This window comes from Mannheimia cairinae (assembly GCF_028649535.1).
In the GTDB taxonomy this organism is placed as follows: domain Bacteria; phylum Pseudomonadota; class Gammaproteobacteria; order Enterobacterales; family Pasteurellaceae; genus Mannheimia; species Mannheimia cairinae.
Genome location: NZ_JAQSJE010000009.1, coordinates 41,499 through 63,998 on the forward strand (window position 1 = coordinate 41,499; position 22,500 = coordinate 63,998).

Annotated in this window: 35 protein-coding genes; 31 read left to right on the forward strand and 4 right to left on the reverse strand. The window is 39.8% G+C overall.

Annotation, left to right across the window (positions count from 1 at the left end; genetic code table 11):
* Positions 1 to 458: 458 nt before the first annotated feature.
* From PTQ27_RS09150 to PTQ27_RS09160, 3 genes are read left to right on the forward strand one after another with little or no spacing between them, the layout of a single operon-like run.
* The gene (locus tag PTQ27_RS09150; protein ID WP_273748989.1) at positions 459 to 758 is read left to right on the forward strand and encodes a type II toxin-antitoxin system RelE/ParE family toxin; all 300 of its coding nucleotides are present in this window, start codon (positions 459 to 461) and stop codon (positions 756 to 758) included.
* Between the two features lies 1 nt (position 759).
* Positions 760 to 1,050 (forward strand): addiction module antidote protein, encoded by a 291-nt coding sequence (locus tag PTQ27_RS09155; protein ID WP_273748988.1) that lies wholly within the window; start codon positions 760 to 762, stop codon positions 1,048 to 1,050.
* 46 nt (positions 1,051 to 1,096) lie between these two features.
* Positions 1,097 to 1,258: a hypothetical protein gene (locus PTQ27_RS09160; RefSeq protein WP_273748987.1), complete on the forward strand. Its 162-nt coding sequence runs from the start codon at positions 1,097 to 1,099 to the stop codon at positions 1,256 to 1,258.
* Here PTQ27_RS09160 and PTQ27_RS09165 read toward each other — a convergent pair.
* Genes PTQ27_RS09165 through PTQ27_RS09175 form a run of 3 tightly spaced genes read right to left on the reverse strand, consistent with a single transcriptional unit; the run spans position 1,242 to position 3,079 of the window.
* On the reverse strand, positions 1,242 to 2,069 hold the full coding sequence (locus tag PTQ27_RS09165; protein WP_273748986.1) for a DUF7946 domain-containing protein: 828 nt from the start codon (positions 2,067 to 2,069) through the stop codon (positions 1,242 to 1,244). The two genes, PTQ27_RS09160 and PTQ27_RS09165, sit on opposite strands and share 17 nt — an antisense overlap.
* Before the next feature lie 28 nt (positions 2,070 to 2,097).
* Positions 2,098 to 2,325 (reverse strand): hypothetical protein, encoded by a 228-nt coding sequence (locus PTQ27_RS09170; RefSeq protein ID WP_273748985.1) that lies wholly within the window; start codon positions 2,323 to 2,325, stop codon positions 2,098 to 2,100.
* 10 nt (positions 2,326 to 2,335) lie between these two features.
* Positions 2,336 to 3,079 carry a LexA family transcriptional regulator gene (locus PTQ27_RS09175; protein ID WP_273748984.1) on the reverse strand — a complete coding sequence of 248 codons (744 nt, stop codon included), beginning with the start codon at positions 3,077 to 3,079 and terminating at the stop codon, positions 2,336 to 2,338.
* Between the two features lie 115 nt (positions 3,080 to 3,194).
* On the opposite strand from PTQ27_RS09175, the gene PTQ27_RS09180 reads away from it, so the two are divergent.
* Together PTQ27_RS09180 and PTQ27_RS09185 are read left to right on the forward strand one after the other, a co-directional pair.
* Entirely contained in the window at positions 3,195 to 3,395 is a 201-nt protein-coding gene (locus tag PTQ27_RS09180; protein WP_273748983.1) for a YdaS family helix-turn-helix protein, read from the forward strand.
* A gap of 20 nt (positions 3,396 to 3,415) precedes the next feature.
* The gene (locus PTQ27_RS09185; RefSeq protein WP_273748982.1) at positions 3,416 to 3,661 is read left to right on the forward strand and encodes a hypothetical protein; all 246 of its coding nucleotides are present in this window, start codon (positions 3,416 to 3,418) and stop codon (positions 3,659 to 3,661) included.
* Between the two features lie 32 nt (positions 3,662 to 3,693).
* On the opposite strand, the gene PTQ27_RS09190 is transcribed toward PTQ27_RS09185, so the two are convergent.
* Positions 3,694 to 4,065, reverse strand: coding sequence for a hypothetical protein (locus PTQ27_RS09190; protein ID WP_273748981.1), 372 nt, complete (start codon positions 4,063 to 4,065; stop codon positions 3,694 to 3,696).
* A 170-nt stretch (positions 4,066 to 4,235) separates the two neighbouring features.
* Here PTQ27_RS09190 and PTQ27_RS09195 point away from each other — a divergent pair, with 170 nt between their 5' ends.
* The 26 genes from PTQ27_RS09195 (at position 4,236) to PTQ27_RS09320 (ending at position 22,498) form a co-directional block, all read left to right on the forward strand.
* Entirely contained in the window at positions 4,236 to 4,475 is a 240-nt protein-coding gene (locus tag PTQ27_RS09195; protein ID WP_273748980.1) for a helix-turn-helix domain-containing protein, read from the forward strand.
* 2 nt (positions 4,476 to 4,477) lie between these two features.
* Positions 4,478 to 5,287, forward strand: coding sequence for a phage replication protein O (locus tag PTQ27_RS09200; protein ID WP_273748979.1), 810 nt, complete (start codon positions 4,478 to 4,480; stop codon positions 5,285 to 5,287).
* Positions 5,287 to 5,934, forward strand: coding sequence for a replication protein P (locus PTQ27_RS09205; RefSeq protein ID WP_273748978.1), 648 nt, complete (start codon positions 5,287 to 5,289; stop codon positions 5,932 to 5,934). Before PTQ27_RS09200 ends, PTQ27_RS09205 begins: the two co-directional genes overlap by 1 nt.
* Positions 5,931 to 6,473: a phage N-6-adenine-methyltransferase gene (locus PTQ27_RS09210; protein ID WP_273748977.1), complete on the forward strand. Its 543-nt coding sequence runs from the start codon at positions 5,931 to 5,933 to the stop codon at positions 6,471 to 6,473. The genes PTQ27_RS09205 and PTQ27_RS09210 overlap by 4 nt, the downstream gene beginning before the upstream one ends.
* Complete coding sequence (locus tag PTQ27_RS09215; RefSeq protein WP_273748976.1) at positions 6,466 to 6,918, forward strand: DUF1367 family protein; 453 nt, start codon at positions 6,466 to 6,468, stop codon at positions 6,916 to 6,918. The genes PTQ27_RS09210 and PTQ27_RS09215 overlap by 8 nt, the downstream gene beginning before the upstream one ends.
* A 10-nt stretch (positions 6,919 to 6,928) precedes the next feature.
* Positions 6,929 to 7,252: a hypothetical protein gene (locus PTQ27_RS09220; RefSeq protein ID WP_273748975.1), complete on the forward strand. Its 324-nt coding sequence runs from the start codon at positions 6,929 to 6,931 to the stop codon at positions 7,250 to 7,252.
* On the forward strand, positions 7,249 to 7,455 hold the full coding sequence (locus PTQ27_RS09225; RefSeq protein ID WP_273748974.1) for a hypothetical protein: 207 nt from the start codon (positions 7,249 to 7,251) through the stop codon (positions 7,453 to 7,455). The genes PTQ27_RS09220 and PTQ27_RS09225 overlap by 4 nt, the downstream gene beginning before the upstream one ends.
* A 138-nt stretch (positions 7,456 to 7,593) precedes the next feature.
* Positions 7,594 to 8,163 (forward strand): recombination protein NinG, encoded by a 570-nt coding sequence (locus tag PTQ27_RS09230; RefSeq protein WP_273748973.1) that lies wholly within the window; start codon positions 7,594 to 7,596, stop codon positions 8,161 to 8,163.
* Positions 8,153 to 8,626, forward strand: coding sequence for an antiterminator Q family protein (locus PTQ27_RS09235; protein WP_273748972.1), 474 nt, complete (start codon positions 8,153 to 8,155; stop codon positions 8,624 to 8,626). The genes PTQ27_RS09230 and PTQ27_RS09235 overlap by 11 nt, the downstream gene beginning before the upstream one ends.
* Before the next feature lie 185 nt (positions 8,627 to 8,811).
* Positions 8,812 to 9,171, forward strand: a complete 360-nt coding sequence (locus PTQ27_RS09240; protein ID WP_273771129.1) for a phage holin, lambda family — start codon at positions 8,812 to 8,814, stop codon at positions 9,169 to 9,171.
* 10 nt (positions 9,172 to 9,181) lie between these two features.
* Entirely contained in the window at positions 9,182 to 9,775 is a 594-nt protein-coding gene (locus PTQ27_RS09245; RefSeq protein ID WP_273771130.1) for a glycoside hydrolase family 19 protein, read from the forward strand.
* Complete coding sequence (locus PTQ27_RS09250; protein ID WP_273771131.1) at positions 9,776 to 10,126, forward strand: DUF2570 family protein; 351 nt, start codon at positions 9,776 to 9,778, stop codon at positions 10,124 to 10,126.
* Positions 10,110 to 10,304 carry an Rz1-like lysis system protein LysC gene (gene lysC, locus PTQ27_RS09255; protein ID WP_273748968.1) on the forward strand — a complete coding sequence of 65 codons (195 nt, stop codon included), beginning with the start codon at positions 10,110 to 10,112 and terminating at the stop codon, positions 10,302 to 10,304. The genes PTQ27_RS09250 and lysC overlap by 17 nt, the downstream gene beginning before the upstream one ends.
* 162 nt (positions 10,305 to 10,466) lie before the next feature.
* Entirely contained in the window at positions 10,467 to 11,846 is a 1,380-nt protein-coding gene (locus PTQ27_RS09260; protein ID WP_273748967.1) for a site-specific DNA-methyltransferase, read from the forward strand.
* A 15-nt stretch (positions 11,847 to 11,861) separates the two neighbouring features.
* Entirely contained in the window at positions 11,862 to 12,359 is a 498-nt protein-coding gene (locus PTQ27_RS09265) for a helix-turn-helix domain-containing protein (protein WP_273748966.1), read from the forward strand.
* Between the two features lie 2 nt (positions 12,360 to 12,361).
* Complete coding sequence (terL, locus tag PTQ27_RS09270) at positions 12,362 to 13,741, forward strand: phage terminase large subunit (RefSeq protein WP_273748965.1); 1,380 nt, start codon at positions 12,362 to 12,364, stop codon at positions 13,739 to 13,741.
* A 75-nt stretch (positions 13,742 to 13,816) separates the two neighbouring features.
* On the forward strand, positions 13,817 to 15,328 hold the full coding sequence (locus tag PTQ27_RS09275) for a phage portal protein (protein ID WP_273748964.1): 1,512 nt from the start codon (positions 13,817 to 13,819) through the stop codon (positions 15,326 to 15,328).
* A complete protein-coding gene (locus PTQ27_RS09280; RefSeq protein ID WP_273748963.1) occupies positions 15,303 to 16,133 on the forward strand; it encodes a phage head morphogenesis protein in 831 nt (276 codons plus the stop codon). The genes PTQ27_RS09275 and PTQ27_RS09280 overlap by 26 nt, the downstream gene beginning before the upstream one ends.
* Positions 16,126 to 17,406: a DUF5710 domain-containing protein gene (locus PTQ27_RS09285; RefSeq protein ID WP_273748962.1), complete on the forward strand. Its 1,281-nt coding sequence runs from the start codon at positions 16,126 to 16,128 to the stop codon at positions 17,404 to 17,406. Before PTQ27_RS09280 ends, PTQ27_RS09285 begins: the two co-directional genes overlap by 8 nt.
* On the forward strand, positions 17,403 to 18,659 hold the full coding sequence (locus PTQ27_RS09290; protein ID WP_273748961.1) for a DUF2213 domain-containing protein: 1,257 nt from the start codon (positions 17,403 to 17,405) through the stop codon (positions 18,657 to 18,659). The genes PTQ27_RS09285 and PTQ27_RS09290 overlap by 4 nt, the downstream gene beginning before the upstream one ends.
* Positions 18,660 to 18,670: 11 nt before the next feature.
* Positions 18,671 to 19,180: a structural cement protein Gp24 gene (locus tag PTQ27_RS09295; RefSeq protein WP_273748960.1), complete on the forward strand. Its 510-nt coding sequence runs from the start codon at positions 18,671 to 18,673 to the stop codon at positions 19,178 to 19,180.
* 11 nt (positions 19,181 to 19,191) lie between these two features.
* Complete coding sequence (locus PTQ27_RS09300; protein ID WP_273748959.1) at positions 19,192 to 20,319, forward strand: major capsid family protein; 1,128 nt, start codon at positions 19,192 to 19,194, stop codon at positions 20,317 to 20,319.
* A 70-nt stretch (positions 20,320 to 20,389) separates the two neighbouring features.
* Positions 20,390 to 20,764: a hypothetical protein gene (locus PTQ27_RS09305; RefSeq protein ID WP_273748958.1), complete on the forward strand. Its 375-nt coding sequence runs from the start codon at positions 20,390 to 20,392 to the stop codon at positions 20,762 to 20,764.
* A gap of 2 nt (positions 20,765 to 20,766) precedes the next feature.
* On the forward strand, positions 20,767 to 21,189 hold the full coding sequence (locus tag PTQ27_RS09310) for a DUF4054 domain-containing protein (protein ID WP_273748957.1): 423 nt from the start codon (positions 20,767 to 20,769) through the stop codon (positions 21,187 to 21,189).
* Positions 21,186 to 21,791 (forward strand): hypothetical protein, encoded by a 606-nt coding sequence (locus tag PTQ27_RS09315; RefSeq protein WP_273748956.1) that lies wholly within the window; start codon positions 21,186 to 21,188, stop codon positions 21,789 to 21,791. Before PTQ27_RS09310 ends, PTQ27_RS09315 begins: the two co-directional genes overlap by 4 nt.
* 2 nt (positions 21,792 to 21,793) lie before the next feature.
* Positions 21,794 to 22,498, forward strand: a complete 705-nt coding sequence (locus tag PTQ27_RS09320; protein ID WP_273748955.1) for a putative barnase/colicin E5 family endoribonuclease — start codon at positions 21,794 to 21,796, stop codon at positions 22,496 to 22,498.
* Positions 22,499 to 22,500 lie beyond the last annotated feature (2 nt).

Consider the following 22,500-nt stretch of genomic DNA (forward strand, 5'->3'; position numbering starts at 1 on the left):
GAAACACACTTTCGCAAATATGCTTTGGAATTTGAAATGCCGTTACCGTGTGGCTCATTGTCCAACTATCGCTGATTACGACATTTCATCATACTGTTTGGGTTAGGGCTTTTAATCTAACGCTGGCGATTCTCACGAATGGCAGTTCACCAGTATGTTTTTAATGAAATTTTTAAAGAGCATTGAGCCGTAGCTCGTTTTGATGGGTGCATAATAAAGAATTCTTTATAATGTGTAAAGTAAAATTTAAGTAAATATTTATGAAAAATAAATAAAAGTTTATAAATTATTGTTTTTATAGAAATTTATTTTTAGAAAGGTTGTTTGATTGCTTGTTTTTTAATCATTAAGGTTGGTACAAGCGGTGGAATTTCTGGTTAATTTTGCGAATTTATAAATGATTGTGAAATACAGTTCACACTTTTAACCGTGTTTGATATAATCTGTGTGAGGGGGCTATGATGATTCAGATTAAATCCACGACAATTTTTAAACAATGGCTTGATGATTTAAAAGATTTACGGGCAAGAGCAAAAATTCAAACACGTATTAAGCGGTTGCAGCTAGGTAACTTCGGAGATGTAAAGCCGGTAGGAGAAGGTATTTCTGAATTGCGTATTACGGAAGGTAAAGGCTATCGGGTTTACTTAAAAAATCAGAATGGTGTGATTGTGATTTTGCTGTGTGGCGGCGATAAATCGACACAAGAGAATGATATTAAAAAGGCAAAAGCCTTAGCAAAAGAATTAGGAGTGTAATATGGTAGAACTACAAGATTTTGATATGGCGGAACATTTAAGAAGCGAGGAAGAAATTCAGGCTTATTTAAACGAAGTGCTAAAAGAAGATGATGTTGATTTAATTCTTTCTGCCTTAGGCGATATTGCCAAAGCTCGTAATATGAGCCAGTTAGCAAGAGAGGTAGGGGTAAGCCGTGAGGGATTATATAAAGCCTTTTCCGGCAAAGGCAATCCGACATTCTCTACCGTGCTTAAGGTAATGAAAGCACTTAATCTTACTTTTGAAGTAAAGCAAGCTGCACAGGTATAATTAAACCCTCTTCGGAGGGTTTTCTTTTGCAAAAAATCAGCAAATTTTGACCGCTTGTTATGTGGATGAAATTGATTTTGATGAGGCAAAAGAAAACCGCCACGAGGGCGGTTATTTGATTAGTGGGGATAATGGATTTTGTGTATTTGGGAATGAGGTAAGAGAAAAGCCCGCTGTTGGCGGGCAGAAATTTAGTGAATATCCATAATCGTCAGTTTGATGATTTCGCCGTCTTTTATGGTTGCTTTGCCGGTTACTTTGATTGCTTTGTTTTGAGCAAAGGCTTGTAGATAAGGATTCTCCGCACTACTAAATAGCGGATCTGAAATCACCGCATTTGTGCGTTGCTCAGCATTATTGATGTTTACTTTGCAAGTTGCTTTAACTTTATCCAGCTCTGAAATCAGTATATCAAATACCTGAATCCCAGTTATTTCATTTTCAGATAAGGACATAATTGATTCTTTGTCTGACTCATTAATTATGCCTAGAGACTGTTTGGTCTGTGTATCAATGATTGAAATAGTCTTACAACTTTCCCCGATTGGCGAAACAGCAAGTCTTGCTGCAGGGCGAAGCTCTTCCGCCATTTTTTCAATGGTGGAAGCCAGTCTTTCGATAACAGCTTGATCTCGATTACCCAAAGCCTCTATAGCCTTGTCTAACGAGTCTTTCAACATTTTCATTTCTTCTGTTTTTGCCTTGTTTCGCTGGAAAATATAAGGGATAACCGCTGCAAGCAGTATGCCAAATGAACCGGATAATATCTGATTCTGTTGAGCCCAGTTTAATACCATATCAACCGAAAAGCAATTCGCTCTGACTTCTTGTGCATAAGTTTTCACGCTATGCATAGAAAAACTTTTAGAGTAGGTTTGAGTAACTGAAAAATGACCAGCAGTTGAAATGATGCGAGCAAATCCTTGTAAGGATTCGCCGAGGCTGTAAAGATCGATTTGGTGCTCCTTTGCCTCCAACCCGTCAAATCTAAGGGTTAATCGAGTGATTTCTGCTGACATTGTTACTCCTTTTTATCCTCTCGGTTGATCACTTACTCACAATATGCTGAATTTTATAATGCAGCATTTGTTCTATTCGGTCTAGCTGTGCTTGTAGCTGATGAATATTTGGTGTTGCTGGAACTTCATTGTAGTAATTATTTACTGTCCCTGTTTCGTGGTTATTAATCGTTCCCGTTTCGCTATTGTCAATCTTGCTGTTTTTTAACTCAGACCCATCAACCTCAACGGCATTTTCAAGTGTTTTATTTTCCATTCACCACTTCCTATAACTCAATTGTTTCTATCTTCCATACACGGATAAATTTCCCGACAAATTTAGCATTATCAAGATATTCATCATTGATTTCTTCTGGGTCATAAAGCTCTTTGTTGTCAGAGATAATTTTATATCCGCCTTTCATTAATTTCTGAATGCGTTTAATGAATAAATTACCATTGGACGAAAACGCGTAAATACCATCACCTATATAACTATTTACTTTCGTGTCAATCACCACAGGAGAGCCTTTCGGTATGGTCGGCTCCATGCTATCTGTCGGCACGTTAATAATACGCAGACCGTTTGAGTTTCGTTTGCCGACCAATTTCATTAAGCCATCATCAGAAAGCCAAATAGAGCTTATTATCTCTGGATAATCGCTATTTGAATATTCAACCAAGCCAGCCGCTGCACGAACATCCAAATAGTCTATGCGGTGGCTATGCGTGCTATCTGGCTCATTTTTGATTAAATGGTTGCCATAATCATTTATATTGGTTGCGACTGAATTTGTAATTGGTGAATTGTTTAATTTGCTATCTTTGATCATCACTCCAGAACCAGACTGCAACCAATCAGGCTCAACGTTCAAAGCATTGGCAATATCAAATATTCTTGGTTTCTTTACTTTATTATTAATCAAATTACCAACAGCCATTGTGGTAACACCTAGTTTATCAGCAAGTTCTTCTCTGGAAATTTTTTCCGTATGTAAAACATACTGAATTCTATCGCCTAGTGTATTCATAACACCCCCTTTTTTCTTAATTTTAAAACTTTTCTTTATAAATAAAACAAAATTATTCTTTACTTGTAATAAAGCTTTATTTATTATTTACTTTATTTTATAAAGAGAATAAAGAGTGAATAAAACTATTGAAAAAGCCCTTTCTATTTGCGGCTCTAGAAAAGTATTAGCTGAAAAGTGTGGTGTGTCGGACATGACCGTTGGTAATTGGTTAAAAGGTGATGGAATCAACGGTAAATACATTCAGCTCATATCAGATGCCACAGACGGAAAAGTTACTGTTACAGAGATTTTAAGCTCCCTATCTGAAAGATAGATTACCTAAAGAGGCTTGCAATGGCACGCAAAGAATTAACGAAAAATGCAAGACGTATTGCGGATTTAATCTATCAGAAATCAGCAAAGGTTACGCATAGAGAATTGGCACACTCAATCGGCTTGAGCGAATCACAATTCGGCAGAACGTTTTCTCAAAATGTAGAAGATGTGGCTGTAATTATTGATTTTCTTGGTATTGAGCTTGCGGATAAAGATGAGTTAGCAGCATTAAAACTGCTTGCTAGCAAATATTTAGACAAATAAAAAACCACTGCTGGAAATAGGGTATTAACCCCTTAATGCTTCTTGAAAAATTTCTTTAATGCAACGGGTAGTAACACTATTGCCCAAGTATGGAAATAAAGTTTGAAAATAAAGAATGTTGATATGTCATCAATTTTAAATCCAAGCTCAATAAGTTCACTTTTACTAAAAGAACCTAGTGCAGCAAAGAGGGCTACGCCAACAATGGCTGAGAAGTAGGCTTGGTTATCAAATTCTTTCTTAAATTTGCGAACAATCAGCTCGTGAATGACGATAAAGAACAATGGCAGGATTATCACTATGGCGTGTTGTAAATTCTCATTAAACGAGCCAATTTTAACCGTAAATACTAGAGCTGAAAGAGAAACGATATAAGCGAATAAATCTCGAAGAAGCGAAAACATAGAAGTTACCAACAATGAAAAATTTTTTAGAAAAATTCAAATCATTCTACCACAGTAAAAATTCAATTTTTATTAGAGTGGCAATTTTTATGCTGCTTGCGTGGTGGGTTTTTAACAATTAAAAAACCACCGCTGTAACGGTGGCAATTTACAAGGAGATTATCCTAAAAATGTATGGATTAAATATTAACCCAAATGAAGCATCAAGTCAAAGCCAAAACGCAAGAATTTTGGCTCATCTAAAAAATGGCGGACGAGTGACTTCGCTTACTTCCTTAAAAGATTTTAACTGTTTACGTTTATCTGCCCGAATTAAAGATTTGCGTGATCGTGGACACAATATTCAGAGCGAGCCTATCACTTTGCCAGATGGTAAGCGTGTCAGTCAGTATTTTATGGAGTTTGAATAAGAATGAGATTTAGCACTTACATTAATAGCCAAAAATGCATTGAATGGGGCTTAAATGCCAATCAAGGAGCGTTATTTGATTTACTTAATCAAGCAGCTAGCTGGGCTAAAGAAATCATTATTGATGATGTTGTTTATTATTGGGTTTCTCGCAATGCAGTAATCGAAGAATTGCCATTGTTTTATTCAAAACCAGATACTGTCTATCGTCATTTTTCCGAATTACATAAAAAAGGTTTAATTGTCTATCAGAAACACGGAGAAAAAGACCTTATTCGATTAACTGAAAAAGGGAAAACATGGAATGAATTTAGCTCGGATTTAAATCCGACACTCGGAAATAAATCCGAATCAGCTCGGAAACAGATCCGAAAAAGCTCGGATTTAAATCCGACAAATAATAATACTAATTATAAAAATACTAATGATCATAATAATACGTTGCAACCGAAAACGGCTGCAACCTCGCCGAAACGGAAATACATTTTTTCGGAAGTAGATATGAGATTGGCGAAAGATATTTTTGCAAAAATTAAAAAACTCAACCCAAATCACAAAGAGCCAATTTTTGAGGCTTGGGCGAATGATGTGAGGTTGTTGTCGGAAATTGATGGCAAAAATCACGCTGAAATCTTTGAATTGTTTAGTTGGGCTAATCAAGATTCGTTCTGGCAAACAAACATTCTCAGCCCTCGCAAATTGCGTGAGAAGTGGGACGTATTGACTTTGCAACGAGGTCGCAAGAAACCGCAGCGTGGCGACAATATGCAAGCTGAGTGGAATACTCCTGAGGCTTGGGCGGAGGTGTTGTAATGACGTTGCAAAAAATCGAGCAAAACAGACCGCTTGCGGTGGCAAATAATCCAGATGGCAAATTATCGGGCGAGATTGAAAACTTAGTTGATCGCATTTTCGAGCAGTTATTAGCAAGTTGCCCTAGTATTCAATACTGGACGGAAAAGCAAGTTGCTACTGCAAAAAAACAATGGATTTTAGGTTTTGCCGAAAATGGAATTAGAACCGTTGAGCAAGTCAGACAGGGGATGAAAGGCTTGCGTGCTAAAACCGATGACTTTGTGCCGAGTATCGGCAAATTTATCCAGTGGTGCAATACGATTGACTATCACGAATTAGGATTACCTGATTTAGAGCAGTTACTCAAGCTTTTGGATCGCTCTTTAAGATTTGATTTTATTGAGATTCAGAAACTTAAATTTAAATCAAACGCTGAATATTGGTTGATAACTGACCTATACGCACGTAACAAGAAATATAGTTGGAAAGATGAAACCTTACGTAATCAAGCAGAAAAAGCCTTAGTGGCAATGGCAAAACGGATTATTAATGGAGAGCAAATCCCACCACCAAAGCCAGTGATTGAAGAGAAAAAGAAAGTGCCATTAGACCCACGCATTCAGCGTTTAATGGATGAAAAGAACCGAGCAGGAGCATTGCAATGACAGAACAGCAATTTGATAGAGACACTTGGGGAACGCCTCATTACGTTTTTAATTGGTTAGATAGACGTTTCCGCTTTGATTTAGATGGTTGTGCTACGAAAGACAATGCAAAACTATCTGATTATCTTGGGCCTGATCGAGATATTGAGTGGATGAAATCATTTTTAACAGATGAGATTTGGTTAGATTTAGAACCAGGATTTTTTCATTGCTCAATTTTCGTTAATCCCCCTTACTCAGATGTTACGCCATTTATCAAACAGGCTAAACGTTTACGAGATAGAGGTCATTTAGTGGTGATGTTGCTGAATAACGATAAATCAACGCAATGGTATCAAAACCATATTCACAACGTGGCAAATGAAGTGATTGATATTATCGGCGGCAGAATTGCATTTATCCACCCTGTTACTGGGAAAGAAATCAAAGGCAATAGCAAAGGGCAAATGGTCGTGGTGTTCGACCCAACAATGGAAGATTTTGTTCAGCGGTCGGTAAGTTTGGATTTTATTAAAAAGGTTGGCGGCTTCGATGGCTAAATACCAAATGATGAAACTTGCTGGCGGTGTGTTCGCACCGCTTAATGATGATGAAGCGGAAAGATTGAAATCATTTCAGAATAATGAACAGTACGAAATTGAAATCAAGAAACCTCGACACCCTGCTTTTCATCGCAAAGTTTTTGCATTTTTTAACTTTTGTTTTGAGCATTGGTCGGTGGATAAAACCGAATGGCAGTATTTTGATGGGCGTACGCAATTTGACAAATTCCGCAAGGACTTAACTATTCTGGCTGGTTTTTTCAATAAGATTTATAACATCAAGGGCGAATTGAGATTGGAGGCTAAAAGCTTGAAATACAGCGAGATGGAACAAGACGAATTTGAGGCCTGCTACAGTGCTTTAATCAATGCCGCTATCAAGCACGTTTTCAACAATACCAAAGATGAAAACATTATTAACCAATTATATTCGTATTTTTAGGAGACTGTAAATGGAAATCAAATCATTTTCTTACACAAAATTAATTGTTGATGCATTAATTCTTGGAGCTTTTATTTACTCAGCTCTATTTCTGAGTGAGCCTTTTGTTTCTGTTTTTATTTGGATGTTTTGGACTTTTTCTTGCTTAACATTCTTGTCAGTATTTACTAGACCAACATTCTTTTTCTCTAAAAGCAGAGAATGGCAAACTTTGATTTCTGAGCTATTAATAAGTTTGGTTTTAGTGTTTTTTGGCTTCCCAGTTTTAGCTACTGTAGGCTTTATTTCTGGGTTTTTATACGCTGGAACTAGAAGTATGGAAAATAAAAAATGAGCTGGACTAACTACTTCATCGCATTAGGTTTACCCGTGCTTTTCACTACATTTACTTTCCTGTTGGCTGTGGCGTTCATTAATTCGGATTTTTTGAGAAAGACGTTTTTAATAACCTTTGTGTTTAGCATCGTTTTTGAAATGGCCTGGTTTTTTGTTGGGCTGGCAATAGCAGTTGTAATGGTTATAGGTGGTGGATTATGAAAAAAACAGGAGAAGATTTTTAAATGTTAAATGAATTAACTTTAATTTTAATAGTGGTGTCTGTTATCGCAGTATGTGCCGGTTCACTCTATTTCATTGAGTGGTTTAGTAAAGAGTTTGAGTAGTAAGAGGTTGATAATGCCAAACAAACCACCTAAACAGCACAAATGCAAAGAGTGTGGCAATTACTATACAAAATTCCAAAGCACGCAACAAGTCTGCTCTGTTAAGTGTGCTATAGCGTTAAGTAAGCGTAAAGCAGAGGCAAAACGCAAACAGGCGGATAAGGCAGAACGGAAAGAGCGTAGGCAGCGGTTAGAAAATCTTAAAAACCGTAGCGATTGGCTCAAGGATTTACAGAAATGGTTCAATAAATTCATCAGACTTCGTGATAAAGACTTGCCTTGTATTTCTTGTGGTCGATTTCATCAAGGGCAATGGCACGCAGGGCATTATAAAACAGTAGGAGGCAATCCTGAATTGCGGTTTAACGAGGATAATGTTCATAGGCAATGCAGTGTGTGTAATAACCATAAAAGTGGCGACATTGTGAATTACAGGATAAACCTCATAGAAAGAATAGGGCTTGAGCGAGTAGAGTTTCTGGAAAGGAAAGACCATCCACCATTAAAACTTACCACCGAAGAAATAAAAGACTTAATCAAGGTTTATAAAGTAAAATGCAAGGAGTTAGAACGTGCTGCCTAGAAGAATTAAGAATAAATGGCTAGACCCAAAGAAGCAACAATGGATTGAAGAATTACTGAGATTGTGGGGAGCGTGGGAGTTTAGCGGACTAGATTTAGAATGCCGGGTAAATATGATTTACCGCCTGATGAAATCGGTTGAGGGAATGGATAAGTTAGGCTCAAGAGAAACGTGTAACGACCAGTTAGGCAGATTGATTAACGAGGTTTTCACTGTAGTTACAAAACGAGATGTAATGCTGGTTGATATATTCAAGCAGAAGTATTGGTTCGGGCGTTCCGAGCGACAAATAGCGATGTATTACCAGTTGAGAGATGAGCAAGGACGAAAAGAACGGAGGTGGAAAGAAATTGTCCAAGAAAAATGCAGAACAACCGAAAAAACAATAGCTGAAATTGTAGAAAGCAAGATTTTATCCAGTAAACCTGAAAGTTTTTTAAAAAAATATCAATTTAGGTATTGATTTTAGTGCCCATTAAGTATACATTATGTGCTAATGGTGGACAAAGTATAAGTAGTGTTTACCAAGTAGAATTTTACAGCCCTGAGCAGAAATGCTTGGGGCTTTTTTATCAGATTCGTGCCGTAAAACTCCGTCCTTTAGGGCGGGGAGGATGTCAATGCCCCTAACTTGAGTGGGGTGGAGTTATGAAAATGCCAGATAAAGACCCGAGCGTGTGGGTAGTTGCCCTTGCGTATATTCAACAAAACTATAATGCCATTGCAGGATTTGTAATGGCTTTTTTTATGTCTATGCTTAGAGCGTGGTTCTTGCAACAAAAAAGCACCTATCGGCAAAGATTGCTTGATGGCTCTATTTGTGGAGCATTAACCCTTTCGTGTATGTCGTTATTAACCCATTTTGGTGTTGGTGAAAGTTTATCTACATTTTCAGGTGGGATGATTGGTTTCGTTGGTGCGGAGAAGATACGAGAATTTCTTTTTGCGTTAATCAGAAAGAAAATTGAAGTGAATGATGTGAGCTTTAGTAAAAAAGACAATGAGTAAGGAATATAAGATGTTAATTAGCGAAAGAAAGTTTAAACAAGTATTCCCAAACGCTGTTAATGGTATTTATTCTGTTATTTCAAATCAAATTGAAAAAGCTGGTTGCGTAACGAAAGCTCAGCAAGCGATGTTCTTAGCACAATGCGGCGTAGAGTGTGCAGGTTATCGAGTGTTTGAAGAAAATCTTAATTACTCGGCGGCTGCATTGTTAAGAGTGTTCCCTAAATATTTTACTCAGCACAACATTTACCAGTACGCAAGAAATAAACAAGCAATTGCTAATCGTGTGTATGGAAACCGAATGGGAAATGGTAATGAGCGAAGTGGCGACGGTTGGAAGTATCGTGGACGAGGCTTAATCCAGATTACTGGTAAGGCAAATTATATTGATTTTGCTAAATGGGAAAATCTGCCAAGCCTAGTAACTAGCCCAGACCAAATCACAAGTAATCTAGCCTTAACGGTACGGGTTGCTATTTGGTACTGGCAAAGCCGCAAATTAGCTCAATACAGCGATATTTTAACTGTAACGAAAAAGATTAATGGTGGCACGCACGGGCTAGCTCTGCGTACAGTTTATTATCAAAAGTTAATGGCGGACTAAATGATTAAATACATTTATCTAGCAGTCTTAGTAATGATTTTGGGCTTGTGTGGCTGGATTTGGCACCAATCAAAACAAATTGATAACTTAAGAGCTGAAAACCAAGCGCAAGCCCAAACTATTGCACAGCAACAGCAGGCAAACCAGCAACTAAAAGACAATCTAGCACAAGAGCGACAAGCGGTCGAAAACCAACAAAGAATCGCAAGCGAGCTACGAAATAAAGTGGAGTTAACTCAAAATGAGATTAAATCAATTCTTACCAAAGATACTTGTGCTAAGACTGCTTTGCCTAATGGCATTGCTGATAGCCTTAAGCGGTTGCACAAGCAAGGTGATTACAAAAACTGAATACCTATATCCACCACAAGCCTATTTAGTTGCGTGTGAGCGGACAGGGTTTAATGGTAGCACCTACGGCGACACAATCGAATATCTTATCAAGGTAATGGGAGAGCGTGATTTATGTGCTAATCAGATAGACCGTATCAGAGAATGGCAAGCACAAACCAAACAAGGTTTCAAATAACTTTGATAAGTACTAGCCACTAGTAACGGGAGCTTTAACAGCTCCTTTTTTACTTTTGTGTAAAGTAAATGCCACATATTTTAGCTATAAATCTGAGGTGGGAATAAAAATTCTCGGGGTTATATCTAAGTTATGTAATCTAAATAGAACAAACTTAATCTTATGGAACATTATGGTTTAAATTGGATTGGAAAATCCCACGCAAAGAAAATGGTAAACACTTTACCGACAATGAGATTTGTTGAAGATAAAGAGCATAATAGTGCTCCTATCAATGTGAATAGCTCAAATTTATTTATCGAAGGGGATAATCTAGAGGCTTTAAAGTTGCTTCTGAAAACGCACAAAAACGCTGTAAAGATGATTTATATCGATCCGCCGTATAACACGGGGAAAAAATTTATCTATTCCGATAAATTTTCATATGCAGCTGAAGATTTGGCAAATATTTATGAAATCTCTATTGATAAAGCAAGGGCAAAGTTAAAAGAGTTTAGTAAATTTGAGCTGTCACAATCAGCTTGGCTAACGTTTATGTACCCTCGCCTATATATCGCCCGGGAATTACTGAAAGATGATGGCGTGATTTTTATCTCCATCGACGATAACGAACAAGCCCAACTGAAATTATTATGTGATGAAGTGTTTGGAGAGGAGAATTTTCTAGGTCAGATCACAGTAGTGAATAATCCTAGAGGTAGAGATTACGGTGGTATTGCTAAAATGCACGAATATATATGTGTGTATGCAAAATCTGAACAGACTATGCTAAATAATTTAGAAGCTAAAAATAAAAAGTTTCCATTTGAGGATGATAAAGGCGGATTTGAACTTAGGGAATTGAGAAACAGAAATATTGCTTTCCATAAGGAGAATAGACCTAATCTATATTATCCGTTTTATGTTGATGAAAATAAAAAACTTGATAATGGCTTATTATCTTTATCTTTACAGTATGCGGATGGTTTAAAAGCTGTTTACCCTAAAGAATCTCAAGGATTCCATACAGTATGGCGTTGGGGAAAAGAAAAAGCAGAACTTCATTTAAACACTGAGATCGCAGGTAAACTGATGAATGATGGTGGTTATATGATTGTAGAAAAATATAGAAATACAACACAAATGGCAAGATCAGTATGGAATAGTAAAGAAGATAATTCAGAGAAAGGTACATTACTTGTTAAGAAACTTTTTGACGGTAAAAAATATTTTGATTTCCCTAAATCAGAAGAAATGGTAAGAAAAATGCTTGAAATAGGAAGTGGTAATAATGATTTGATTTTAGATTTTTTCTCAGGATCTGCTACTACGGCTCACGCAGTAATGGAACTTAATCTAGGTAAGAAAAGTAACCGCCGTTTTATTTGTGTTCAACTTCCAGAGCCTACCGATGAAAAGTCCGAGGCTTATAAAGCAGGGTTTGAGAATATTGCCGAAATTTCCAAAGAACGCATTCGCCGAGCCGGAAAACAGATTTTGCAAAATATCGATAAAAATCAATCGCTTGATGTCGGTTTTAAAGTATTCAAACTTACAAATTAATTAAGGATTAACCCAATGGCTAAAAAAGACGAGGTTAAATCCACGTATAAGTCACGTGGACAACCTACAAAATATAAGCCCGAGTACGTTGCTCAAGTTGAAAAATTATGTCTTCTTGGTGCAACGGACAAAGATATAGCCGATTTTTTTGAAGTAGCTGAATCTACTATTAATAACTGGAAAATTGAATATCCTGAATTCTTGGAGTCCATAAAAAAAGGAAAGTTATTAGCTGATGCGAATGTAGCCAACAGCCTTTATAAAAGAGCATTGGGCTATGAGGCTCCAGATATTGATATTCGAGTGATTGAGAATCAAATTGTTGAAACGCCTTTGGTTAAGCATTATCCGCCAGATCCAACATCAGCCATTTTTTGGCTCAAAAACAGGCAGCCTGATAAATGGCGTGATAAGCAAATTCAAGAGGTTTCTGGGACTGTTATCAACCAAAACATCAGCCTATCCAACGATGAATTTAGGGCGATTGCCAAAGAGTTATTAGAAAAGGTGTAGTTATGTTTCAGTTTAGCACAGCACAAAAAATCGTAGCGGCTGAACTGGCAAGAACCGATCTCTATTTTTTCACTCGCTATATGTTTCAGCAAAAGCGAGGTTATCAATGGCTACAAGCACTACATCACGAATTGATTTGTATGGCACTAATGAGGGTGTTTCGTGGTGAGAGTAAGCGGTTAATTATCAACATTCCACCACGTTATTCAAAGACAGAAATTGCGATTGTGAATTTCGTGGCGTGGTGCTTCGGGCAAGTGCCGGATTGTGAGTTTATTCACGCCAGCTACTCATCTACGCTGGCAGTCAACAATAGCTCAAATATTCGTTCTCTTATTCAACACGAAGCCTATCAAGAAATTTTCCCTAACGTTTCACTGGATAGCGAAGCAAAAAATCATTGGACAACCTCACAGGGCGGCGTGTTCTACGCCACCGGTGCAGGCGGTACGATAACCGGTTTTGGTGCAGGTAAGCAACGAGCCGGTTTTGGCGGGGCAATTCTGATAGACGATCCGCATAAAGCTGACGAAGCTCGCTCCGAAGTGATGCGGCAAAATGTGATTGATTGGTTTCAAAATACCGTAGAGAGCCGTAAGAACGACCCGAAAAACACGCCGATCATCGTGATTATGCAACGACTGCACGAGAACGATTTAGCCGGTTGGTTATTAAACGGCGGAAATGGCGAAGAGTGGGAATTGTTGTGTTTGCCTGCTATTCAGAAGGACGGTTCAGCATTATGGCCGGAAAAGCACAGCATTGAGCAACTCCGCCAAATGGAACAAGCCGCTCCCTATATGTTTGCTGGTCAATATATGCAACGCCCTGCACCACTTGAAGGTGGGGTATTTAAACCAAGCCAAATGCCGATTATTGAGACGTTGCCGGTAGGGAAAATTAAATGGGTGAGAGGCTGGGACTTAGGGGCAACGGTGGGCGGAGACCCCACTGCCGGTGTTAAACTCGGCAAATGCGAAGACGGATCGCTGATTATTGCCGATATTGCACACGGCGATTTAGGTCCGGACGAACGAGATAATATGATCCGCAACACGGCATCCTTAGACGGAAAAAGTGTGCGTATCAGCTTACCGCAAGACCCTGGTCAAGCAGGGAAAACTCAAGCCTTATATTTGACCCGGATGCTACAAGGCTATTCTGTTAAAACCAGCCCTGAAAGTGGCGATAAACTCACTCGAGCTGAGCCGTTTGCCTCACAAGTGAATGTAGGTAACGTGAAAATGCTCAAAGGGGCGTGGAATGAGGGATTAATCAATGAAATGAGATTATTCCCGAACGGCAATCACGATGACCGCATAGACGCTTGTTCTCGTGCTTATGCAGACCTGTTGGCGAAAGGGTCTTCATATTTTGGTTAATTGCAAAATTTTATTGAGATCCAGCCGCTTGTAATCAATTCATAATACAGGCGGTTTTTTATTACAGAGAAAAATATGTTTGGTTGGTTTAAAAAAGAAGAGCCAAAACAAGAAATAGAAGAGCCTAAATCCTATTGGGCTAACGGTAAATTCTATCGTGGGCAGCCGTCTAAATTGTTTCTTGATGTGTTGGCGAATATCGTTCAGAGAAATAATGAAATTAATACCGCACTTTCTGCCGGTCAAGATGGCGATAGCGAATCACGCTTGAAGATGTCGGTGCGAAACCCGGAAGCGATTAGTGTTGCTTTGGCGGATTGGTATGCATCAAAGGCTTTCATTGGTTATCAAATGTGTGCGATTTTGTCGCAAAACTGGCTTGTGGGTAAAGCCTGTGCTGTACCGGCACGAGATGCAACCCGAAACGGTTTTGATGTGGTGTCTATCAATGGTGATGAAATCTCAGACGAAACAATCAAGCTACTTCAACGCTTTGATAAAAAATACCGTATCCGCTGGCATTGTGAAGAATTTGTACGCTTAGGGCGCGTGTTTGGTATGCGGATGGCATTGTTTGACATTGAGTCAAGCGATCCTGAATTTTATGAAAAACCGTTTAATTTAGACGGTGTAGAGCCGAATAGCTACAAGGGAATTATTCAAATCGATCCTTACTGGTGTGTGCCGATTTTGGTCGGCGGTGAGTTGAATAACCCGGCAAGTCAGCACTTTTACGAACCGACCTATTGGCAAATCAACGGTAAAAAATACCACCGTTCGCACTTGATGATTTTCCGCAACGATGAAGTAGCGGACATTTTAAAGCCGGTCTATATGTATGGGGGTATTTCAACGCCGCAAAAGATTATGGAGCGGGTTTATAGTGCGGAAAGGACGACTGATGAATCGTTAGGCTTAGTTACCTCAAAACGCACAACGGTTTGGCAAACCAATATGGATGCCTTTATGGCGGACTTTGACGGTAACCGTGAAAAAATCCAAGCGTGGATTGCAACCCGTGATAACTATGGCATTAAGGTTGGTGATAAAGACGATGACCAGTTCAGCCAGTACGACACGACATTAAGCGATCTTGATGAAGTTATTATGACGAATTACCAAATCGTAGCGGCTGCGGCAAATGTACCGGTAACTAAATTACTTGGCACTTCGCCGAAGGGTTTTTCGACTGGTGCAGAAGAGTCCAAAAACTACCATCAAGAGTTAGAGAGTATTCAAGAACACGATTTAACCGAGCTTGTAGAACGTCATCATCAGCTTGTGATGAAATCGTTTGGTGATGAAGTGGCAGATACCACGATTAACTGGCGACCGGTCGATTCTCCAACAGCGAAAGAGTTGGCTGAGTTGAATAAGCTGAAAGCAGATACTTACGCTACATTGATTATGGCTGGGGTGATTGATGGGGTGGATGCTCGAACAGTATTGGTTAAAGACCGAGATGCCGGTTTTAATGATTTAGGTAATGTCAGCGAAAATTTAGATCTAACTGAAGAAGAAATTACCTTGCTTAATTCGGTAAATGTGGAGCAACTGCAAAATGTACCAGAACAACAGGCAGATTGAAGGTAAGCCATTGATGGCAAATGCTGCTACTGGCGAGCGTTACGCCAAGAGCATTAAGCGATTAATGCGTGTAATGCACAAAGAGGCGTTGAGCGGTATTCAGGCTTGCTTCGAGGCTTATGCTGAAGATGATGATTTACCGAAAAACGGATCGATTGTGGCACAGTTGCGGATTTTGTTTAGTCGGCTTTTAAGTAAGTATAATCCGATTTTTGCAATTTTAGCCAAAAAAACGACCGATAGAATGGTGCAAGAGACTCTCAAACACTCTACTGCAACCATCAAAATGAGTCTGAAAGAGGTAGGCAAGGATTTAACGGTTAATCCTGATTTTATGGATGACCGCCTGAAAGATATTACTCAATCAAGTACGCTCGAAGCAGTATCTCTTATCAAAACCCTGCCGGAGAAATACTTGGGCGATGTACAAAAAGTACTGACACACTCGATTTCAACAAAGGGCAAAGGTTTTGCAGAATTAAAACCGTTTTTGCAAAAACTCTACAAAGGGAATGAGAGAAAGGCGGAGCTGGTTGCACTCAATCAAACTCGTAAAGTGTATCACAGCATTCAAGCCCATAAATTGCAGAAAATGGGCGTGAATAAGTTTAAATGGCTACATTCTGGTGGAGGGCGTGAACCGAGAGCCTTACACGTTAAATTAAGCGGTCGAGTATTTTCGTTTGATGATCCGCCTTATATCGGCGATATGTACGGCGAAAAGGTTTATGGTTTGCCCGGTCATCTGCCAAATTGTGCGTGCAGTATGAAGCCTGTTTTTGATTTTGAGGTAGAAAATGATTAACATCACACAATCACATAGAAACCGTATTGAAAGACTGTTTTCGGTTGCCGCAATGGACGATAAATGGATTACAGTCAAGCCTAACGGCGAAAAAGGAAAGGGGACACCGGTCAAAATTGACGACGAAGGTCGAATCATTGCCGGTATGGGTGGCAAGTTCAAAGGCGAGAAAATTAACGAAATTCGTAAGGGTTTTAACGGACCGAAAACGCCACAGCGAGAAATATTAGAAACAAAGAAACAGCTTGAAAAGAACGTTCAGACAGTAACTCGAAAAACTGATGAAAAGATTAAGAGTGTGGATGTGCCTGAACTACGAAGTTTATCTAAGACATTAGAAAATCTCTCTAGAAGTGCTGTAGCAACTTTAAACAATGAAAGCGTACAGCAAGAATACCTGAAGTTGAAAGACAAGGTTGATGAAAGAATTTCTGAATTAGAAAATTCATCGAAAATTGCAAAAAAACAATCTGACACTAATAATCAGCAAGTGAGTATTGCAGAAAGATTAAAATCTCTACAAGGAAATGTTTCATCCACATCCACTGAAAAGTCAAAACCGTTTACTGCTCAAATTAAAGAGATTTACTCCTATCAGAGGAACACTGAGGGAGCGAGAGATTTTTCAAAAATAAGTGAAACTGATACCGTTAATTTTGCAAAAGCATTGCAAAAGATTAACAGACAAGGTGGATATTCAGCTCAGAAATTTAATGAAGTCGCAACATTTGCGTGGCAAAGAGAAAGTTTCGATGTAAGACAATTAGGCTTAAATAAGGTCGCTGATGATTATGTCAAAGCAGGTTTGATGAAAGCAGTTGATCCGAACAGATACATTTATGGACTAACAGAGCAAGGTGCTTATATTGCAAATAGTGTTGCTAGTATTGTTGAAAAGGAAAAAGCGAACAATCAACCTAAGAAAAAAAGTAAAAGCATTCCCGAAATCCCTGTTGGCACAGTTCCTGTGAAAATTGTAAATGAGGAGCAAGTAAGCTCTTGGGGAGTATCAACAAACAGTAATCCGTCAGCTTCTGGGAGTAATTATGTTAAATCAGAAGCTACAATAAAAAAATCTAATGCTACTTACTTAAATGTTCCATACGCAGAAAAAAACGGAGCAAAAGCTCTTGGTGCAAAATGGGATAAGTTTAAGAAGAAATGGTATTTGCCGGCAGGTAAAGAAGTGCCGGAAGGGTTAAAGAAATATGCGACTGATGGTTTTTCAATCTCCGAACGCTTAGGTATTTTGTTGCAAAGGATGAAACAATGACATTCGCACAAGACAAAAAAGACATTGACACAAACGGTTGGTTTGAAGTGAAAGACAACCCCCTCAGCAAAGAGGGGGTTTTTCTTTATCGGGGTTCGCAAATTCGATTACCTGACGGCACACAACCACCAGATTTAAATCAACTTTATCCCGTTTACCGCCCTGCTGAGGAGTTGGAAAAGTCAATCCCTAGTTTTCGTTTAATTCCGTGGGTGGATGAACACACGATGTTAGGCGGTGAGGAAATGGGAATGACACCGGCTGAAAAGAAAGGTGTAAATGGGGTAATCGGTGAAGACGTTTATTTCAAAAATGGCACATTATTCGGAAATATTAAGGTGTTTTCAGAGCGGTTTGCCCGACAAATCGAGAACGGCAAGAAAGAGCTTTCTCTTGGTTATCGGTGCAGTTATGAACATAGTCCCGGTGTTTGGAATGGGCAGAAATATGACTATATCCAGCGGGATTTAAGGGGCAATCATTTAGCTTTAGTCGAAAAAGGCAGAATGGGGGCAGATGTTCGAGTTATGGATAGCAGTGATGTTGAGCCAAACCACGAACAGTTTATTTTTACTTGTGATTCCATAATGGAGAAAAAACAAATGACATTAAAAGAATTGCTGGAAAATGCAGCAAAACAGATGAATGAAACCTCCTCACTTTTGAGCAAGGCCGCAGAATTGGCGGAGGGTGGTACAGAAGATGACGAGCAAACGCCTGAGCAGGAGCAAACACCTGAAGCACCAAATCAAGAACCTGAAGGCGAGCCTGAATTTAACGAAGAAGGGCAAGATGATGAAGGTGATGTGTTAAGCAAATTGCTTGATGTAGTCGAGCGTTTAGATGCCCGTATTGCGAAATTAGAAGGTGGCAGCGGTCAAGATGATGACGATGTGACGCCAGAAGAAAGCGGCAAGGACAATGACGACAAGCAACCAAGCGAACCAAATGCAATGGATGCGGCTGAAATTGCTAAGCGTGTCACTCAGGCAATCAATGAGCGTGATGCAATGTATAAAAAGGTGTCTCCATTTACCGGTGCGTTTAATGTGGGAGCAATGGACTCAGCGGATGCCGTGGCTAAATATGCTTGTAATAAATTAGGCTTAAAAGCTCAAAAAGGGCAAGAAGTAGCAATGATTACCGGCTATATGGCTAATCGTACCCCTGCGAATAAACAGCACCAAGTGAGTGCGATGGACGGTTTGCCTGCAAGCGGCAAATCATTCCTTGATGGTCAAATCAATCAATAAGGTAGGTAGAAATGACATTTCAAAAACAAATTAACATTGAGCAAGGTTTTGGCACGCCGGGCGATATTCACTTAGATTCGCCAATGCGTGCAGAAAGTCTTGTAATGAACTCTGAAGGTGCTCAGAAAAATATCATTGGTTATGCCTTTACCAAAGACGCTTCAACCAATGTGGCGAAAGTGGGCGGTGAAATTGCAAGTGGTCGAGTGTTTGCTGGTATTTTAGCAAACTCGAAAGAGTATCCACTGCACGGCACAGAGAAAGGTACGTTAGAGCCTACGTTAGCATTACCAGACCATAGCCGTGGCGATTTTGTCACGATGGGTGATGTAGTCATTCGTGTGAAAACTGCGTGTAAAATCGGGGATTTTGTGGTGTATGACACAACAACTGGCGAACTATCCACTGTTGCTGACAAGTCTAGCCTTGGCGGTAAGCAATTAGTGCCGAATGCGGTTATTTATCGCTATCCGGTAGCAAACAGTGAAGGCGGTTTAACTGTGGTGCGTTTAACAAACTAAAGGAAATGTAGATGAAATCAATTCAAAAAGGTTATATCAGTGGTCGCCGTTTTGCGGCCCAGATGGCAGCACAAAAGCCTGTCATTGCAATGGATGAAGCAAGCGTAAAAGAGTTTGCAGCACTTGCAGCAGTCGGTATCGGTTTTAGTAAAGACTACCTAAATAAAGCCCCACAAGCGTGGGCAATGGATGATGTACAAGGTGGTGTATTTACTGGCAGTGCCGGTGCTCCGATTCAGTTCTTGCAAGCGTGGTTGCCGGGTTTTGTACATTCAGCAACCGCACCTCGTAAAATCGATGAGCTTATTGGTATTGCAACCGTGGGCGAATGGCACGATGAAGAAGTCGTTCAAGGTGTGTTAGAAGCAACCGGTAATGCGGTGCCGTATGGAGATTTAACACCAATTCCGTTAGCAAACTGGAATGTGGAATTTGCACGCCGCACCGTAATTCGCTTTGAGCAAGGTATTGCAGTGGGTAAATTAGAGTCTGCTCGTGCGGGTGCAATGCGTTTAGATAGTGCGGCCGCAAAACGTGTGGCGGCGACTAATGCGTTACACATTGAGCGTAACAAAGTTGGTTTTTACGGCTATAACGATGGCAAATCTCGTACTTACGGTTTCTTAAACGATCCTGCATTATTGCCATACAAAACCGTTGCGACAGGTAAAGCTAGTGGTACAACGTGGGCAACCAAAACCTTCTTGGAAATTACCAATGACATTACCATTGCGTTTTCTCAATTAGCTGCACAATCAAACGGCATTATCGAGCCGAAAACAACCCCAACGGTATTAGCTTTGCCAACCGGTGCGGATGTGTATCTTGGTGTGGTTTCTGATATGGGCGTAAGCGTGGCCTCTTGGTTAAAAGACACTTATCCGAATTGCCGTGTGGCAACTGCTCCGCAATTAGCCAAAGCGAATGGTGGTGTTGATGTGCTATATCTCTATGCTGAAGAAGTGTATGGCGATAGCTCAGACGATGATAATCGTGTTTGGGTGCAAGCAGTACCGGCACAATTTATGGCACTTGGTGCTTACCCTGATGGTAAGATGGTGAAAGAAGATTACACCAACGCAACAGCCGGTGTGATGTGTAAGCGTCCTTATGCAGTTTATCGTGCTTCCGGTATCTAGTTAGCAAAAAACAGCAAAAATTGACCGCTCTTTATGAGCGGTTTTTTATTACCTAAATAGGAGAAACAAAATGCCTTATATCTATTCAACATTAACTTGCGATCAAGCTTACACAATTTATTCCAATGGTCAAAACGGCTTAAAAGTGCCACAAGGCAGTATTCTTGTTAAAGGCGGAACAGGCATTGCAAACGACCGCTTAATTACGCCATTAGGCATTTCCACATCGGTATCAGCTAAAGAGCTGGAACAACTTAAATCAAACCCTATTTTCAAACAGCATTTAGAAAACGGTTTTATTGTGGTGCAGGAAGACGGTAAAGAGCAAGATGCCGAAAAAGTGGCAGCTGAAATGTCGTTAGACAACAAAGATGCACCGGTTACGCCATCTGATTACCAAGAGGGCGAGAACGCCACAAAAGTTAAAAGCAACAAAGGTAAATAAAAATGAACACCATAGACTTTCGCACAATGTTTCCCGTATTTGATAATTTGGACGATTCAACTATCAAGCTTTGGGCGGAAGTGGCAGGTGAGCATCTTAAATCCAGTTGGGTGTTAAATGGCAAGCGGTTTCAAATAGCCTTAAATTTGATGACCGCTCATTTATTACATATCAGTGTCGGGACAGAGAGCGATGGTAGCGGAACTGCTCAAAATGGCGGGGTTATTGCTTCTGCCTCCGAAGGGAGCGTAAGCGTATCATTTGCGACACCGCCAACTAAAAACGCTTGGCAACATTGGCTTGCCAGTTCGCCTTATGGGTTGCAGTTGTGGGCGTTGCTAAAACAATGGTCTGCTGGTGGCTTTTATATTGGCGGATTACCGGAACGGAAAGCTGTGCGGAAAGTGGGCGGGGTGTTTGTGTGAGTGAGAAGTTTAAAGCGGCTTTAGAGGCACGAATTAAAGCAGTGAAAGACGCAAATAAGAAAGTGGTGAAAGTCGGGATTGTTGAGCATCAACATTACGATGACGGCACGCCTGTTGCTTATATAGCATCAATTCACGAGTATGGCGGAATATTTACTGTTCCTGCTAGACAAGCGACTATCTATCGACAGATAGATAAAAATGGCGAATGGACGCAGAAAAATGGTAGTCGCTTTGTAAGCAAGAAAAAATCTAATTTTGCGACAGAAGTGACTATTCCTGCTCATACGATAACTATTAAGCCTAGACCTTTTTTTAGACCTGCTTTCTCTAATAATAGGAAAAAGTGGCGAAAACAAATTTCAAACTTACTAAAACAGGGATATTCTGTAGAAGAAGCATTAGAGCTTATCGGTGATGTTGCTGCTGGTGATGTATTTGAAGCGTTAAGTCAAGTAGAAACGCCAAAATTATCTGAGAGTACAATCAAAGCTAAAGAGCGACGTTATAAATCTAAATCAGCTTATCGTCCAGATAAACCACTATTTGCAAGTGGTTTGCTTTCAGAGTCCATCTCATATGTTATTGAGGATAAGGAGTAAGCGTGCAACTGTCACAATCACAGATTGAGCGGATCAACCGCTTATGGCTGGCAATGTCATTGGATAGCGAAGAGTGGGACGAAAGCAAACACCCGAGGGCGGCGAATGGACGTTTTGGGAAAGGCGGTTCTCAATCAGCAATGAAATCTGTCAAGGCGAATATCGGGCGTGGTCGTTTAGCTATGAATACCGCAATCGCAGAAAAAAGAACTGTTCATCGTGCAATGTATCATAACGAACTTGGCTGGATTGATTTTGAATGGGGCGATACTGGAAAAATTAAAGCCAGTGGGAAAACCAAAGGTGCTATGGGCATATCTCACATTATTGAATCTCGTATGAGAAAAGATAATTTAAGTTATGAACAAGCTACTAAAATGCTGACAAAGAATGTCGTAGAAACCATTGCTAAAGGGAAGACTGTTGATAAGTTCGAGAAAGGAAATGTAACGGCACTTAAAATCGACCACGAGAAATGCCGAGTATCTCTCAGAAAATCAAAAGGCAGTAATGCTTGGATTATTACTGCCTTTGAGTTATTTGAAGATGCAGGTAGCAAGGGGGATGGCAAGACTACCGCTACTGAACACCAATCCTATTCCGCTCGTATTGATGCAGGAGCTTCAAACAAAAACAGTATAACCCCAAGAACAATTTCTAATCAAGCAAAAATACGAATAAATTCGCTTTTTCAAAGGAATAGGTAATA

What these genes read in the sequence shown, in the direction of transcription:
- PTQ27_RS09150 (WP_273748989.1), top strand. Translation starts at nt 459, where the DNA reads ATGATGATTCAGATTAAATCCACGACAATTTTTAAACAATGGCTTGAT.
- PTQ27_RS09155 (WP_273748988.1), top strand. Translation starts at nt 760, where the DNA reads ATGGTAGAACTACAAGATTTTGATATGGCGGAACATTTAAGAAGCGAG.
- PTQ27_RS09165 (WP_273748986.1), bottom strand. Translation starts at nt 2,069, where the DNA reads ATGTCAGCAGAAATCACTCGATTAACCCTTAGATTTGACGGGTTGGAG.
- PTQ27_RS09170 (WP_273748985.1), bottom strand. Translation starts at nt 2,325, where the DNA reads ATGGAAAATAAAACACTTGAAAATGCCGTTGAGGTTGATGGGTCTGAG.
- PTQ27_RS09175 (WP_273748984.1), bottom strand. Translation starts at nt 3,079, where the DNA reads ATGAATACACTAGGCGATAGAATTCAGTATGTTTTACATACGGAAAAA.
- PTQ27_RS09185 (WP_273748982.1), top strand. Translation starts at nt 3,416, where the DNA reads ATGGCACGCAAAGAATTAACGAAAAATGCAAGACGTATTGCGGATTTA.
- PTQ27_RS09190 (WP_273748981.1), bottom strand. Translation starts at nt 4,065, where the DNA reads ATGTTTTCGCTTCTTCGAGATTTATTCGCTTATATCGTTTCTCTTTCA.
- PTQ27_RS09195 (WP_273748980.1), top strand. Translation starts at nt 4,236, where the DNA reads ATGTATGGATTAAATATTAACCCAAATGAAGCATCAAGTCAAAGCCAA.
- PTQ27_RS09200 (WP_273748979.1), top strand. Translation starts at nt 4,478, where the DNA reads ATGAGATTTAGCACTTACATTAATAGCCAAAAATGCATTGAATGGGGC.
- PTQ27_RS09205 (WP_273748978.1), top strand. Translation starts at nt 5,287, where the DNA reads ATGACGTTGCAAAAAATCGAGCAAAACAGACCGCTTGCGGTGGCAAAT.
- PTQ27_RS09210 (WP_273748977.1), top strand. Translation starts at nt 5,931, where the DNA reads ATGACAGAACAGCAATTTGATAGAGACACTTGGGGAACGCCTCATTAC.
- PTQ27_RS09215 (WP_273748976.1), top strand. Translation starts at nt 6,466, where the DNA reads ATGGCTAAATACCAAATGATGAAACTTGCTGGCGGTGTGTTCGCACCG.
- PTQ27_RS09220 (WP_273748975.1), top strand. Translation starts at nt 6,929, where the DNA reads ATGGAAATCAAATCATTTTCTTACACAAAATTAATTGTTGATGCATTA.
- PTQ27_RS09225 (WP_273748974.1), top strand. Translation starts at nt 7,249, where the DNA reads ATGAGCTGGACTAACTACTTCATCGCATTAGGTTTACCCGTGCTTTTC.
- PTQ27_RS09230 (WP_273748973.1), top strand. Translation starts at nt 7,594, where the DNA reads ATGCCAAACAAACCACCTAAACAGCACAAATGCAAAGAGTGTGGCAAT.
- PTQ27_RS09240 (WP_273771129.1), top strand. Translation starts at nt 8,812, where the DNA reads ATGAAAATGCCAGATAAAGACCCGAGCGTGTGGGTAGTTGCCCTTGCG.
- PTQ27_RS09245 (WP_273771130.1), top strand. Translation starts at nt 9,182, where the DNA reads ATGTTAATTAGCGAAAGAAAGTTTAAACAAGTATTCCCAAACGCTGTT.
- PTQ27_RS09250 (WP_273771131.1), top strand. Translation starts at nt 9,776, where the DNA reads ATGATTAAATACATTTATCTAGCAGTCTTAGTAATGATTTTGGGCTTG.
- PTQ27_RS09260 (WP_273748967.1), top strand. Translation starts at nt 10,467, where the DNA reads ATGGAACATTATGGTTTAAATTGGATTGGAAAATCCCACGCAAAGAAA.
- PTQ27_RS09265 (WP_273748966.1), top strand. Translation starts at nt 11,862, where the DNA reads ATGGCTAAAAAAGACGAGGTTAAATCCACGTATAAGTCACGTGGACAA.
- terL (WP_273748965.1), top strand. Translation starts at nt 12,362, where the DNA reads ATGTTTCAGTTTAGCACAGCACAAAAAATCGTAGCGGCTGAACTGGCA.
- PTQ27_RS09275 (WP_273748964.1), top strand. Translation starts at nt 13,817, where the DNA reads ATGTTTGGTTGGTTTAAAAAAGAAGAGCCAAAACAAGAAATAGAAGAG.
- PTQ27_RS09280 (WP_273748963.1), top strand. Translation starts at nt 15,303, where the DNA reads ATGTACCAGAACAACAGGCAGATTGAAGGTAAGCCATTGATGGCAAAT.
- PTQ27_RS09285 (WP_273748962.1), top strand. Translation starts at nt 16,126, where the DNA reads ATGATTAACATCACACAATCACATAGAAACCGTATTGAAAGACTGTTT.
- PTQ27_RS09290 (WP_273748961.1), top strand. Translation starts at nt 17,403, where the DNA reads ATGACATTCGCACAAGACAAAAAAGACATTGACACAAACGGTTGGTTT.
- PTQ27_RS09295 (WP_273748960.1), top strand. Translation starts at nt 18,671, where the DNA reads ATGACATTTCAAAAACAAATTAACATTGAGCAAGGTTTTGGCACGCCG.
- PTQ27_RS09300 (WP_273748959.1), top strand. Translation starts at nt 19,192, where the DNA reads ATGAAATCAATTCAAAAAGGTTATATCAGTGGTCGCCGTTTTGCGGCC.
- PTQ27_RS09305 (WP_273748958.1), top strand. Translation starts at nt 20,390, where the DNA reads ATGCCTTATATCTATTCAACATTAACTTGCGATCAAGCTTACACAATT.
- PTQ27_RS09310 (WP_273748957.1), top strand. Translation starts at nt 20,767, where the DNA reads ATGAACACCATAGACTTTCGCACAATGTTTCCCGTATTTGATAATTTG.